Source organism: Streptomyces sp. NPDC087422, from assembly GCF_044744145.1.
Taxonomy (GTDB): domain Bacteria; phylum Actinomycetota; class Actinomycetes; order Streptomycetales; family Streptomycetaceae; genus Actinacidiphila.
In genome coordinates, this window is the sequence record NZ_JBIUXT010000001.1 from 663,864 (window position 1) to 677,315 (window position 13,452).

11 protein-coding genes are annotated in these 13,452 nt (G+C 72.1%); 6 read left to right on the forward strand and 5 right to left on the reverse strand.

Annotated features, from left to right (window positions below):
- Positions 1-293: 293 nt before the first annotated feature.
- From ACIO6U_RS03140 to ACIO6U_RS03150, 3 genes are read left to right on the forward strand one after another with little or no spacing between them, the layout of a single operon-like run.
- The gene (locus ACIO6U_RS03140; RefSeq protein WP_401715187.1) at positions 294-1,337 is read left to right on the forward strand and encodes an ATP-binding cassette domain-containing protein; all 1,044 of its coding nucleotides are present in this window, start codon (positions 294-296) and stop codon (positions 1,335-1,337) included.
- Entirely contained in the window at positions 1,334-2,065 is a 732-nt protein-coding gene (locus tag ACIO6U_RS03145; RefSeq protein ID WP_401715189.1) for an ABC transporter permease, read from the forward strand. The genes ACIO6U_RS03140 and ACIO6U_RS03145 overlap by 4 nt, the downstream gene beginning before the upstream one ends.
- Complete coding sequence (locus tag ACIO6U_RS03150; RefSeq protein ID WP_401715191.1) at positions 2,062-3,429, forward strand: sensor histidine kinase; 1,368 nt, start codon at positions 2,062-2,064, stop codon at positions 3,427-3,429. Before ACIO6U_RS03145 ends, ACIO6U_RS03150 begins: the two co-directional genes overlap by 4 nt.
- A 26-nt stretch (positions 3,430-3,455) precedes the next feature.
- On the opposite strand, the gene ACIO6U_RS03155 is transcribed toward ACIO6U_RS03150, so the two are convergent.
- The 3 genes from ACIO6U_RS03155 to ACIO6U_RS03165 all read right to left on the reverse strand — a co-directional run bounded on the left by ACIO6U_RS03155 (position 3,456) and on the right by ACIO6U_RS03165 (position 9,788).
- Positions 3,456-7,145, reverse strand: coding sequence for a LamG-like jellyroll fold domain-containing protein (locus ACIO6U_RS03155; protein ID WP_401715193.1), 3,690 nt, complete (start codon positions 7,143-7,145; stop codon positions 3,456-3,458).
- Positions 7,146-7,413: 268 nt separating this feature from the next.
- Positions 7,414-9,015, reverse strand: a complete 1,602-nt coding sequence (locus ACIO6U_RS03160; RefSeq protein ID WP_401715195.1) for an FG-GAP repeat domain-containing protein — start codon at positions 9,013-9,015, stop codon at positions 7,414-7,416.
- Positions 9,016-9,155: 140 nt separating this feature from the next.
- Positions 9,156-9,788, reverse strand: coding sequence for a hypothetical protein (locus ACIO6U_RS03165; RefSeq protein ID WP_401715197.1), 633 nt, complete (start codon positions 9,786-9,788; stop codon positions 9,156-9,158).
- Positions 9,789-9,860: 72 nt separating this feature from the next.
- On the opposite strand from ACIO6U_RS03165, the gene ACIO6U_RS03170 reads away from it, so the two are divergent.
- A complete protein-coding gene (locus ACIO6U_RS03170) occupies positions 9,861-10,355 on the forward strand; it encodes a hypothetical protein (protein WP_401715199.1) in 495 nt (164 codons plus the stop codon).
- Here the strand turns inward: ACIO6U_RS03170 and ACIO6U_RS03175 are convergent.
- Complete coding sequence (locus tag ACIO6U_RS03175) at positions 10,348-10,713, reverse strand: nuclear transport factor 2 family protein (protein ID WP_355345356.1); 366 nt, start codon at positions 10,711-10,713, stop codon at positions 10,348-10,350. The genes ACIO6U_RS03170 and ACIO6U_RS03175 overlap by 8 nt on opposite strands.
- Positions 10,714-10,916: 203 nt before the next feature.
- Here ACIO6U_RS03175 and ACIO6U_RS03180 point away from each other — a divergent pair, with 203 nt between their 5' ends.
- Positions 10,917-11,522, forward strand: a complete 606-nt coding sequence (locus ACIO6U_RS03180) for a response regulator (RefSeq protein ID WP_391047638.1) — start codon at positions 10,917-10,919, stop codon at positions 11,520-11,522.
- A 4-nt stretch (positions 11,523-11,526) separates the two neighbouring features.
- Here the strand turns inward: ACIO6U_RS03180 and ACIO6U_RS03185 are convergent, their stop codons facing one another.
- On the reverse strand, positions 11,527-12,087 hold the full coding sequence (locus ACIO6U_RS03185) for a TetR/AcrR family transcriptional regulator (protein WP_401715201.1): 561 nt from the start codon (positions 12,085-12,087) through the stop codon (positions 11,527-11,529).
- A 245-nt stretch (positions 12,088-12,332) separates the two neighbouring features.
- On the opposite strand from ACIO6U_RS03185, the gene ACIO6U_RS03190 reads away from it, so the two are divergent.
- The gene (locus ACIO6U_RS03190) at positions 12,333-13,331 is read left to right on the forward strand and encodes an SDR family oxidoreductase (protein WP_401715203.1); all 999 of its coding nucleotides are present in this window, start codon (positions 12,333-12,335) and stop codon (positions 13,329-13,331) included.
- Positions 13,332-13,452 lie beyond the last annotated feature (121 nt).

The window sequence follows — 13,452 nt, forward strand, 5'->3', positions numbered from 1 at the left end:
GGGGCACTTCCGGTGGCGGCTACTTCCGGTGACGGGTACTTCCGGTGACGGGTACTTCCGGGGCGCTGGCTAGAACGTGTTCTAGAGATGGCCCCTGTATAACGCAAAGCCCAGGAAGTGAGAAGAGCTGACACATCGTCAGCTGGAGGGATTCCCGGCCCTTCCCGCCCGCCGACGCGGCGGATTCCCGGCCGCCCCGCCCGCCGGGGCACCGCACCCGTGACATTTGTCCTGCCCCCCTGCGGACATTCCCCTCTGCCCGCCGCCCCTCCCCCCTCCGTAGCGTCGTGGCCATGGAGAAAACCCCGTCCACGCCCCGGCCCGGCACCCCGCCCGACACCTCGTCCGACACCTCGTCCGGCGCCCGGCCCGACACCTCGCCCGCCGTCCGCTTCACCGCCGTCCACAAGAGCTTCGGACCGGTCAGGGCCGTGGCCGGGATCGACCTGGAGATCGCGCGCGGCGGCACGATGGCACTGCTCGGCCGTAACGGAGCCGGGAAGTCGACCACCATCAGCCTGCTGCTCGGCCTGGACCGGCCGGACGCGGGCGAGGTGCGGCTGTTCGGCGGCCCGCCGCAGGAGGCGGTCAGGGCCGGGCGGGTCGGCGCGATGCTCCAGGACGGGCGGCCGATCCCGCGCGCCACCGTCAAGGAGCTGGTGACGTTCGTGGCGGCCACGTATCCGCGGCCGATGCCCGTCGCCGAGGCGCTGTCGCTGGCCGGGATCACGGAGCTGGCGGCCCGCCGCGTGGACAAGCTGTCCGGCGGCCAGACGCAACGGCTCCGCTTCGCTCTGGCCGTCGCGGGCAACCCCGAGCTGATCGTGCTGGACGAGCCGACGGCCGCCCTCGACGTGGAGGCGCGGCGGGTGTTCTGGCGGTCGATGCGCGGTTACGCGGCGCGCGGCAACACCGTGCTGTTCTCCACGCACTACCTGGAGGAGGCCGACGAGCACGCCGACCGCATCCTGGTGATCGACCAGGGCCGTACCGTCGCCGACGGCACCGGCGAGCAGATCAAGCAGGCCGTCGGCGGCACGCTCGTCTCGTTCGACCTCGCCGGGTCCGGCTCCGCGGGCCTGCGCACGCTGCCCGGTGTGACCGCCGTCGAGATCCGCGGCGACCGGGCCCTGCTGCGTACCTCCGACTCCGACGCCACCGTCGTCGCCCTCGCGGCGAGCGACCGCGTCCGCCGTCTGGAGGTCGTCCCGGCCAGCCTGGAGGACGCCTTCCTGACCCTGACCGCACCTCACCCGGCGACCGGGACCCCGGCCGCCGAATCCCCGGCGCCGCACTCCACCCCCGCCCACCCCCTCCAGAAGGAAGCCGTCCGATGACCGAGTACGTGAAGCTCGAAGTCCGGCGCGCCCTGCGCGACCCCGGCTTCATCGTCATGGGCTTCGCCATGCCCGTGCTGATGTACCTGCTCTTCACCAACCTCGGGGTCGGCGGCGACGGCCAGGACAAGATCGACTTCGCGCGGTACTACATGGTCGGCATGGCGGCGTACGGCGCGCTCGGCGCGTCGATGGGCATCGGGACCGGCGTCGCCGAGGACAAGGGGCTGGGCTGGCTGCGGCAACTCCGCGTCACGCCGCTCAGCCCGTTCCGTGTGGTGGTCGGCCGGGCGCTGACCGCCGGGGTGACCGTCCTGCCCGCGATCTGCGCCGTCCTGCTGGCCGGGGCGCTGGTGAACGGCGTGCACCTGGCCGCGTGGCAGTGGGTCGCCACCGCCCTGCTGCTGTGGGTGGGCACGATCCCCTTCACCCTGCTCGGCCTCGGCAACGGCTACGGGCTGACCGCGCAGACCACCGGCGTCACGAGCATGGCCTGCATGATGGGCCTGTCGATCGTCGGCGGCCTGTGGATTCCGGTCGACGCCTTCCCGCGCTGGCTCGCCCGGATCTCCCAGTGGACGCCCGCCCAGCGCTTCGGCCAGCTCGGCTGGAGCGTGCTTGACCGGCACGCGCCCGGCGCGGGTACGGTGGCCGTGCTCGGCGGATGGCTGGTCGTCTTCGCCGGTTACGCCGTCCTCTCCTACCGGCGGGGTGCGCGGACCGCATGACGACGACGCGGCAGGCGACCTCCCGCCGGGACACGTACAGCGCGTACCGAACGGGGACGGTGACCGCCATGACGGCGAACAGCGGCATGGCCGACGGGGTGACCGACCGCCCGGCCGGCGGGGCGGGCCACCCGGCCGAGAGCACGGACAAGCCGTGCGGCAGGGCCTGGTGGCGGCGCGGCACACCGCACGACTTCGCCCGCGAGATCGAGCACATCAAGTCTCCCGACGGCAACGCGCTCTACCCCTGGCTGCTGATGGTCATCGGCCCCGGCACCGACATCGCCCAGGGCCAGGTCCCCGCCCCCTGGCTCGCGGGCTGCGGCCTCGCGCTGTTCTGCCTCCTGTACGTGTTCACGGTCCGTTCGGCTTTCCACGAGCGGTGGCGCGGGGGGCCGGTCCCGTACCGTCTGCTGGGTGCGCTGGCCGTCTGTACGGCCACGCTGGCCATCGCCTACGGCGGGAATTTCCTGCTGCTGTACACGCTGGTCTCGCTGAGCGTCGGGGCCGTGGCCTCCACCCGCCGCGGCCTCGGCCTGATGCTGACGCCGCTGAGCGCGACCGCCGGAGTCACCGCGAGCACGCACGGCCAGGGCTTCTGGGGCACGGCGGGCCTGGCGTACGGCACCTTCCTGTCCGGCCTGGTCGTCTCGGTGATCATCACGCTCTCCTACGCCGTCGCCCAGCTCAGGGAGACCCGGCAGGAGCTGGCGCGCAGCGCGGTCGCCCAGGAGCGGATGCGGTTCTCGCGCGACCTGCACGACCTGCTCGGGCACACCCTGTCGGTGGTCGTGGTGAAGTCCGAGGCCGCGCGCCGGATCGCGCCGCGCGACATCGACGCGGCGCTCGCCCAGGTCGCCGACATCGAGGCGGTCGGCCGCCAGGCGCTCACCGAGATCCGCGAGGCCGTCACCGGCTACCGCGAGGGCAGCCTGTCCACCGAACTCGACCGGGCCCGGTCCGTCCTGACCGCCTCCGACATCGAGGTCGTCGTCCAGGAGTCGGGCCCGCCCCTGCCCCCGCAGACCGAGGCGCTGCTCGGCTGGGTCGTCCGCGAGGGCGTCACCAACGTCGTCCGGCACAGCGGCGCGACGCTGACCCGTATCGAACTCGCCACCGGGCGCGGCCGGGCCCATCTGACCATCAGCGACAACGGCCGCGGGTCCTGTCCGCCGCCGTCCGGTCAGGACGGCGACATCAGGACCCGCACCGGTACCGGCCTGCGCGGCCTGACCGAACGCCTCGCCGCCGCCGGCGGCTCCCTCACCTCGGGCCCGGCCGCCGACGGCGGCTTCCGCCTGACGGCCGCCCTCCCGGTGGAGGAGGACGCGGCCCCGGCCGGTCACGCCGTGTCGGCGCGCTGACCGGCCGGGGCCGCCGTCCGCCGGGGTCAGCCGTCGATGACCGACGTGATCTGGTCGGAGTCGGTCATCGCGCCCGACCAGACGCGGATGTCCTCGATCTGGCCCGCCAGGTAGTGCCCCCAGGTCGCGCCGACGTAGGCGCGGCCGCCGGTGAAGTCGCCCGCTCCCTGGACGGCGGTGAAGGGCTGGGTGTCCTGGAGGTTGTCGCCGAGGTAGAGGCTGACCGTGCCGGACTGGGCGTCGAGGACGCCGGTGACCTGGACGGTGCCGTCGGCGCTGCCGCCGCTGGGGTCGTCGTTGGGCGAGACGGCGCCGGTGAAGGTGCCGTCGGTGGCGACCCGGCCGAAGAGCCACTGGCCCTGGGGGACGGTGATGACGTTGCCGTCGTCGTCCAGTGTGGTGGTGGTGCCGGTGTACTTGAACCACACGCCCCACGAGGAGCCGTCGGCCGAGCGCTGCCCCGCGATCTGTTCGGTGTAGCCGACGGGGTGGGTGACCAGGGCCGCCGCGTCGAGCTGGGTGCGGGTGGTGACCGTGAAGGAGCCGGTGTCGTCCACGACGGAGCCGGGCGTGGAGACCGAACCGGTGGCGCCGTCGAGGGCGATGGTGTCGCCGTCGAGGGTGGCGCCGCCCGAGGTGGTCAGGGTGCGGCCGTAACCGGAGGCGGTGTCGGCGAGGGTGGTGCCGGAGGCGCCCGACGGGTCCCAGGCCGCGGTCAGTTCGACCTGGGCCTTGCCGTCGGTGCCGAGCAGCCGCGCCTCGTCGGAGGCTTCCTGCGAGGTCAGCGTCCGCTGCCAGACCTTCACCTCATCGATGCTGCCGGGGAAGTTGTACTGGTACGTCCCCCACTTGTACCGCCCGATCTGGAAGGCGCCGGTCGCCGACCACGAGCCGGTGGTGGTCGCGGTGCCCTGGAGCACGCCGTTCACGTACAGCGCGCTCTGCGAGGTCGCCGGGTCGTAGCTGCCCAGCAGGTGGGTCCACACCCCGGTCCTGGGCGGGGACTTGGCCGCCACTCCGTAGTACGCGGTGCCGGTGTTGGCGTCCTGCTGCTTGACCCCGAAGAACCAGGTGCCCAGGCCGTGGTCGTAGGCGAGGATGAACGGGCTGTACGTCACCCCGTCCTGGGAGAGCACGATGCCGTTGGGCGTGGTGGTGTCCAGCTTCACCCACGCCGAGACGGTGTACGCCGAGCGGGTCTCCAGTACGGGCCCCGCCGTCGAGGCGTACCCCGACGTCCCGTCCAGGTGCAGGCCCTTGTCCGGGGTGCTGCCGCCGTTGCCGTCCGGCAGGTCGCCGCGGCGGCCGTTGGCGTCGCGGACCGCGCCGGTGCCGGACAGCGTCGCGTTGTGCTGCTGCGCCGCCACGGTGGTCGAGGTGTCGACGGCCTGGCCGCCGCTCTCGTCGAAGCTCCACTGCCCGACCGGACCCGCACCGGCCGCGACCAGGAAGTCCTTCACCGTCTCCGCGCCCCACCGCCCGACGACGTCCTTGGCGCGGACGTCCAGGTGGTACGTGCCGGAGGCGGGCGGGGTGATCGTCGCGCTGGTGACCCCGGCCGCGAGCGCGATCCACGCGTCGGACGAGGACAGCTTGTACTCGTAGGCGGTGTTGGTGTCACCGGACGCGGGCCCGAAGACGACCTTGCCCTCCACGCCGGGACCGCCCGCCGGAACACAGGTGTTGGGCAGGCACTCGCTGTAGGTCCGCGCGAAGGTGACCGTCGGCGCCTTGGGGGCGGTGGAGTCGACCTTGAAGTAACACCAGCCGGTGGTCGAGCCGTTGGACGGTCCCGCCAGATAGCTGCTCTGGTTGTCGTAGTACGAACGGGTCCATGTGCGGTAGCGGTACAGCGTGCCGTCGGTCAGGGTCGGTGCGGTGGCGACGCCGGGTGAGACGTTGTCGCCGACGAATCCGGTCGCGGGCCGCACGATGTCGCTGAACGCGCTCGACCAGGTGGCGCTGGAGGCCGTGTACTTGTCCATGCTGAAGACCGAACGCAGCCGCGCGCCCGACTCGCCGCCCGCCGCCGTCTGCGGCACCGACGACAGCGCGGGCGTCGGGTCGGAGATCACCGACGGGTCGGCGCTCTTGGTCGAGCACACCACGCCGCTGCCCGTGACCAGACCGATCTTCGTCGGGAGCGCGGGGTTGGCCACGTAGTTGACGGACAGCGCCGCGTTGTTCTTGAACCGCTTCCACGCGGAGGTGTCGGACTCGTCGTGCGCGCGCAGTTCGAGGGTGAGCTTGGCGAATTTGCCCGCGGCGAAGTCCGCGACCGTGGGCGTCAGATTCTCATTCGTCTCGTCCGGGTTGTCGGCGAATTCGATCGGCGCGTCAGGGGAGTTGGGGTCGCAGGTCGAGCCGCGGCCGGCCGAGAAGGAGCGGTCGACCATCAGGTCGAGCTCCTTGGGGCGTGACGACCAGGTCGTGGACGACGAGAAGTTGTTCGTGCGCTCCAGGTCCGTCCAGCGCGCGTCGCACTGGAACGCCCAGGGCGAGGTGACGCGGAAGGTCGCCTTCAGGACCTTCTTGCCCTTGAGGGCGCCGGGGGTGAACTGGAAGTAGAGCCGCTGCGTGTAGCCGGGACCGCAGTAGTAGCCGTTCCAGGAGCCGCAGTGGCCGTCGCCCTCGCCGTTGGTGCCGTTGCCCCAGCCGTAGCTGCTGTAGCCGTCGCTGCGCAGGAGCGTGCGCTGCGGGGCGCCCGAGGCGAGCGACACGTCGGGGTCGATGTACAGCGGATACGCGGCGGTGTCCTTGGCCGCGAGGAGGTGGGGGTCGGGGACGACGGCGACGGAGGTGCCGGTGACGTCCAGCGGGGTGGTGGCGGTGGTGGCGCCGGGGGCCGGGCCGTCTTCGGGGGCGAGGGCCTCGGCGGCCTCGGCGCTGGGCGCGGCCTTTGTGGTGGGCGCCGTCTCCGCCGTGGGCGCGGCCTTTGTGGTGGGCGCCGTCTTCGCCGTGGGCGCGGCCGGGTTGTCGACCGGGTCGGACGCCGTACCGAGCGAGTCCCACATCTGGGCGGCCGAGGACGTGAACAGTTCCTGCCCGTCGGGGCCGACCGCGCTCAGGCCGCCGCTCGCGGTGTCGCTGACGTCCAGGCCGGAGGCGCGCATCCCGAACTCGATCCGCTTCAGCGCCGGATTGGCCGCCGCGGTCGGCGTCTTGACCACCAGCACCTCGCGGTAGCCCTGCGTGGTCGCCGTCATGCGCAGGTCCACGCCCGGCAGCACGTCGGCGTACACGGCGCTCTCGCCGTCCAGCGTCGGGGCGGGCAGCGTGCCGGGCCAACTGAAGGCCAGCGTGCGGCCGTTGCGCCCGATCGTCACCAACGGGGCGGTGCCGCCGCCGGAGAAGGCCAGATCCACCACGGCAGCCTTCGGAGCCAGGCTCCCGTCGGCCTTCCTGGCCAGGGTCGCGTCCGGCTCGGCCCAGGAGCCGTCCGCCCGCGCGACCCGTACCGGGGCCGTGAACTGGTCGAGCCGCATGGTGATTCCGTCGGGATTCGCGTACGTCGTCGTGTTCTCCGTACGCGCCCCCACCACCTCCACCGGCTGCCCGGACGCCTGCGCCTGGTCCAGGTCCCGCTGTGCCTCGGTCTGCGGCACGGGCGCGGGGTCCGCCGTCGCGTCCAGGGGCGTCAGCCCCGCCCACGCCACCGTGGCCGCCGCCCCCACCGCGACCCCCCGCCACGCCAGCTTCCGCGCTCTGCGCCGCATACGAATATTCACAGTCCGCCCCCACCCCGTTCCACCCGAACTCCCCTATGAGCGAAGTGGATTCTGTGTCCATCTAACGAAGCGCGTCAATCCTTTCAGGAAAAAATTAAGTGGAATCCCGCCTTCTGCACCTGCCGCCACCTGCCCCGATACGTACCTCGGGGTTCACGAACCCCGAGGTACGTACAGCCTTTTCCCGCCACCCTTTGCGCCGGCCGGATTCTGGGACGAATTCCCCCCGCAGCCCCTTTATCCGCTTTTCCTCCGGTCAGTCCGCCGCCACAACCCCCGCCCAGTCCAGCCCACCCCGCGCCCCGACCCCGGACGCATAGCCGCCGCCGGGCAGACCGGCGAAGAACTTCAGCACGCCATGCTTGGTGGCCGCGTAGAGGTCCGGTATCCCGTCCCCGTTGGCGTCCCCGGCGCTGAGGATGCGCGGGTAGGCGGCGGCGGTGAAGCCGGTGCCGTACGCCGTCCAGTCCGCGGGAGCCGCGAGCGTGCCGTCCGCGTTGCCCGCGGCCAGCTCGAGCGTGCCGGAGGTGTCGTCGCGGACGAGGATGTCGGGTATGCCGTCACCCGTGATGTCGCCGGGGGTGATGACGGTGCTGTGGTCGAGGCCGGTGGCGATCATCGTGGGCGTCAGCGGGCCGTAACCGCCGTTCCACCGCAGCAGCTTGCCGTTCTCGACCGTGAGCAGGTCGCCCAACCGGCCGGAGGGACCGCCGCTTCCGCTGTTGCCGTGCAGGATCTGCCGGGCGACGGTCCAACTCGTGCCGTCGGCACGGCTCCAGGGTGCGCTCATCGACCCGGACCGGCCGAAGTCGCCGAGTCCGTCGTTGACGTAGAAGGACGCGTAGCCGGTGCCGCTGAATCGCAACACATCCTGGTAGCCGTCGAAGGTGTTGTCCCCGTTGCGCACGATGACGCCGGGCGCCCAGTCGTCGCCGCTGTCGGCATAGGTCACGGCCTTCTTCAGCGTGCCGTCGCCCTTGCCGTAGAGCACGTACAGCTTGCCGTCCGTGCCGGTGGCGAGCAGGTCGGCCTTCCCGTCACCGTTGAGGTCGCCGACGTGGTCCCGCTCGGCGGCCGAGGAGACGGAGAAGGTGTACGTCACCGCTCCCGAGATGTTCCCCGCGCGATCCACGGTCTGGACGTAGAGGAAGTTGGTCCCCCACTGCGTGGGCGTCAGCTTCACCCTCGCGGTGCCGTTCGGCCCGACCGGCACCGACGGGTTGCCCCCGACGGCCGGTTGGCGGTTGAGCGAGTACTCGAAGCGGACCACGTCCTCCGAGGCCGGCCCCGACACCTTGAACGTGAAGGTCCCGGTGGTGCGGACCGGCGGCGCCGGATTATCCGCCGAATTGCTCGGCGGGAAGGTCTTCGACTTCACGACCGGCGCCGCGGGCGGCGTGTGGTCCACGATGAAGTGGCAGTCGCCCGACCAGTCCGAGGCGGCGCCCGTCCGGTCCACGTCACGGGCACGCCAGGTGTATGTCACGCCGTCCGTGAAGTCCGTCGACGGCAGGGTCAACCAGCGCTGCCCGCCTCCGAATCCGGACGCCGAATAGTCGTACGGCGCCGAGCCGTCGTCCGGCTGCACGAGGAATTCGGTGTCGTAGAGGATTCCCGGATTACCGTTCGACGTCGCGTTGAACGTGATTCCGGTGTTCCCGATGTATCCGTACGGCGCGTCCGCCCCGCACCCGTCGTCGCTCCCCCCGCCCACCGGGGCCGGGGTCGTACGCAGCCCGCTCGGCGCGGGTCCCCCCGCCTCGGCGGCCCGTGCCGCCGTCGGTGCCACCGTCAACGCCGCCGCGGCGGCGAGCAGTACGGCGGCCACCAAGCCGCCGTGGCGCCTCGATCTGCGCATGCCCGCGCGCATCCCTGTCATCGTCCCCCCCTGGGAACCGGCACATGTGGGTGCCGGTAATCATCCGGTGATCGTCCGTGACGACCACGCGAAGAATCTACGCCGGGGGTCTGACAACGCCAACGGGATTCTTGGGGCGCCTAGGACCTGTCGTCGGGGGCGGGAGGGGGCGGAGGGGTGGAGGGGGTCGCCTCGGGTGTCGGGGTGGGGGTCTCGGAGGAGGCGGCGGGCTCCGCAGGGGCGGGGGTCTCGGCGGGCGCGGATGCGGGTGGGGTGGTTTCGGCGGGGGTGGCCTTGCGGAGGCGGGAGCGGGTGGGGGCGGGGGTCGGGTCGTCGGAGAGTTCCTGGATGTCGTCCATGCCCTCGTCGTGGCCGGTGAGGGGGGCGGTGGGGCGGTCGGCGCCCACGCCCGGGGCGCCGGACGCCTGGCCCTCCGGCGGGAGGAGCCCGTAGTGGGCGTACAACTCCTGCTCCTGGTCGAGTCCGAGGTGCTGCTCGGCGTCCTCGCGCGGCGCGGCCTTGATCGTGTCGAGGTCGTACGCCACCCGCAGCACACCGCCGCCCGTGTCGCGCCCGATCTCGTGCTCGGCGCCGGCCAAGGGGACGAACGTCTCCTCGAAGCCGTGCATCCCGGTCCTCACCGTCACCCACTGCGGCCGACGGTCCCAGTCGTCCACGTACACATGGCTGACCCGGCCGATGAATTGCCCGTGCCGGTCGTGGATCGTCAGTTCCCTCAATGCCTCGGAACTCCCGAAGACGTCATCCGTCATACGAATTCACTCCTCTACGACGTGCCTGCGGCCCAACCGGAAAAGGTGCGGCACCGTCCTCCCGCGAACCGCGTGCCCGACGAGGCCACCTTCTCCCATCCCGACCGCTACCCCGTGGCGGGACACCTAGGGCTTTTCTTTCAGATCACCGGATCTGCGCGCGAGGTCGTCCCGCTCGCCCGGGTACGGCTGCCGCGCATCGGCTCGATCAGGCGGGAACGCCTCGCGTACCGGTTCCGGCCCGAGGTGCGGCTGCCGAACGTGTACGTCCTGTGGCAAGCCCTCTCCGAGCGCCCGGACCGCACGGACCCCGAGGGCGGTGTGGCCGGCTTCATCGCCGTGCACGAGCTCGCCGGAGTGTTCTCGGCGGGCTCCTGGGAGCCGGTCCTCGCGTCCGAGGCGCGGTCGGGAGTACGGCTCTGGTCCGGGCGCCCCGCCAAGGCGGCTTCCGGCGAGGCGGCTTCTTCCGGCGAGGCGGCCGATCCCGGTGCCCTCCCCTGGCACGACGTCCTCACCGAGGTCACCTCGTGGGGAACTCGGGGGCGGCGGGGGAATCGGCCTACTTGATCTCTCCGGCGAAGACGATGACCTGGTCGATGAGGCTCCGCCGCAGATGGACGACGTCGGTTCCCGTCAGGCGGGGGCCTCCGTCGGGAGTGGTGAAGACCCACTCGTACCGGGCCCATTCGTCGGGCATGTCCACCGCCGAGCAGCGCTCCATCGTGCCGGCCCCCGCCGGATGGCGCCGGATGTCCAGCACGAAGCGCTCGACCGCCTCGATCCCCTCGCTGCGTCCCAACGGCCCCCAGAAGAGGACGTCCGAGGTCAGGGCCTGGGAGAGCAGCCCGGTCACATAGGTGTCGTCCGACGCGTTGAACGCGGAGATGAACGTGTCGATCGCGGACTGCGCGGTCTCTTCATGCATGTACCAGTAGTACCAGCCCACTCGCGGCAATAGTCGCCGTGCGAGCCATGTCCCGGACACGGCGGGCGGACCGCGCGGGCGGGGGCTGTCTAGGGTGGCGGCTGCCTAGGGCGAGGGCTGTCTAGGGTGGGGGGATGACCGACGGGGAGACAGGGCAGGGCGGGGAGCGGGGCGGCGAGCACGGCGACCGGCGGGACGGGGCGCTGACGCGGGTGCTGCTCGCGGAGGACCAGGGGATGATGCGGGGCGCGCTCGCGTTGTTGCTGAATCTGGAGGACGACCTGGAGGTCGTCGCGCAGGTGGCCGCCGGGGACCGGATCGTGGCGGAGGCGCTGGAGGCGCGGCCGGACATCGCGCTGCTGGACATCGAACTGCCGGGGCGCAGCGGCCTCGACGCGGCGGCGGAGCTGCGCGAGCGGCTGCCGTCGTGCCAGGTGCTCATCCTCACCACGTTCGGCCGGCCGGGGTATCTGCGGCGCGCCATGGAAGCGGGCGCGGCCGGATTCCTGGTCAAGGACGGGCCCGTCGAGGAACTGGCCCACGCCATCCGCCGTGTCCTGCGCGGCGAACGCGTCATCGACCCGGCGCTGGCCGCGGCCGCGCTCAGCGCGGGACCCAGCCCGCTCACCCCGCGTGAGCGCGACGTGCTCAACGCCGCCGCGGACGGCTCCACCGTCGCCGACATCGCGGCCCGCGTCTTCCTCTCCGAGTCCACCGTGCGCAATTACCTCTCCGCGGCCATCGGCAAGACCGGCACCCGTAACCGCATCGAAGCCGTACGCCACGCGCGCCAGAACGGCTGGCTCTGACCCCTCACGCCAGCGAGGCGAGGAACGCTTCGGCCGCGTCGTCGACGCGGGCGCGGTCGCCGGTGGCGAGGAGGTCGAGGAGCAGGCCGCGAACGGTGGCGATGACGAGGGTGGCCGTACGCACTGCCGACTCGGGTGATACGTCGGGTCCTTGGGCGGCGCACAGGGCGTTCATCCAGTCGGTGACGACGTGGTCGAGGAAGTCGGAGAACTGCTCGGGCGCCTGGAGCGCCCGCCCGTAGACGGCGAAGAAGAGCCGGAACTCGGCGCCTTGGCGCGGGTCCGAGGCGCGTCGCCAGACGGCGCGTACGGACGTCGCCAGATCGGGCTGGTGTCCGGCCGTCTCGTTGGTGGCCTGGAAGATGCGTTCGCGCAGGCGCCCGAGGACGGCCTGGAGCATCTGCTCCTTGGTGCCGAAGCGGTGGACGAGGGTCGTGGGCGACACCCCGAGGGCGGCGGCGACCGGCCGCCACGACACCTCGGAGAAGCCGTGCTCGACCGTGTAGTCGACCACCGCGTCGAGCAGTTCCGCGCGCCGCTGGTGGTCGACGGGGCGCCCCGCCATCGCTGCCTCCGGTTGATCGTCACGGTCGTTCGTGATCGTCGCGGTCCGTCGCGACCGTCACGGTCCGTGCTGTTCATCGCGGTCCGTCCTGTTCGTCGCGGCCCGCCGTCGTCCATCCTCCCTCGCGCACCGGCCGCCGTCACCGCTTGACTTTTCTTGCACGACCGTACAAAGAATAGAGAGTGACCGCAAGGCCGCCCGCTACGGATTCGCCGGACGGGCGCGCCCCTTTCTGGAGGTTCCCCATGCGCGTTTTCGTCACAGGAGCGTCGGGCTGGGTCGGCCGCGGGCTCGTACCCGAGCTGATCACCGCGGGTCACTCGGTCGTCGGGCTCGCCCGCTCCGATGCCGCCGCCCGGACCCTGCGGGCCGCGGGCGCCGAGGTCCTGCCGGGCTCGCTCGACGACCTCGGCACGCTGCGGGAGGCCGCCGCGTCGTCCGACGGGGTCGTCCACCTGGCGTTCAAGCACGACATCGCCTTCGCGGGCGACTTCGCCGGTGCCACCGACGCCGACCGCGCGGCGATCGAGACCTTCGGCGAGGCCCTGACCGGTACGGACAAGCCTTTCGTCATCGCCTCCGGCATCCTCGGCGTGCTCGGGCTGGCGCCCGGCGTCGTCGCCACCGAACGCGACGGTCTCGCGCGGGCCGCGAGCACGGAGGGCGACACCGATAGCACCGATGGCGGTGACGGCACTGACGGCGCCGGTGCCACCGACAGCACCGACGCCCCGATCAGCGGCTCCGGCGGCCGGATCGGCAACGCCCACTACGTCCAGGCCCTCGCCGGCCACGGCGTCCGTTCCAGCGTCGTACGCCTCCCGCCCGCCACGCACGGCACCGGCGACAACGGGTTCGTGCCGGTCGCGATCGGCTTCGCGCGCGAGAAGGGCGCCGCGGCCTACGTCGGCGACGGCGCCAACCGCTGGCCGTCCGTCCACCGCGACGACGCCGCCCGGCTGTTCCGCCTCGCGCTCGAATCCGCGCCCGCCGGTTCCGTGCTGCACGCGGTCGCCGACGAGGGCGTACCGATCCGCGAGGTCGCCGAGATCTTCGCCGCGCACCTCGGCGTCCCCGCCGTCTCCGTCACGGCCGAGCAGGCCGGGGAGTACGTCGGCTGGCTCGGCCGCTTCTGGGCCGTCGACGGCCCCGCCTCCGCGCGGATCACGCGCGATCTGCTCGACTGGCGGCCGACCCGCCCCGGCCTGCTCGCGGATCTGAAGGACGGCCACTACTTCGGCTGAGCGCCGCGGGATTCCCGCGATGTCCGATTCGTTCAAGAAAACGGCGCCGGTCGGCCGTAGCGTCGCGGTCATGGACAACAGCAACGGCATGGACAGCACACGCATGGACAGCACAGGCAGG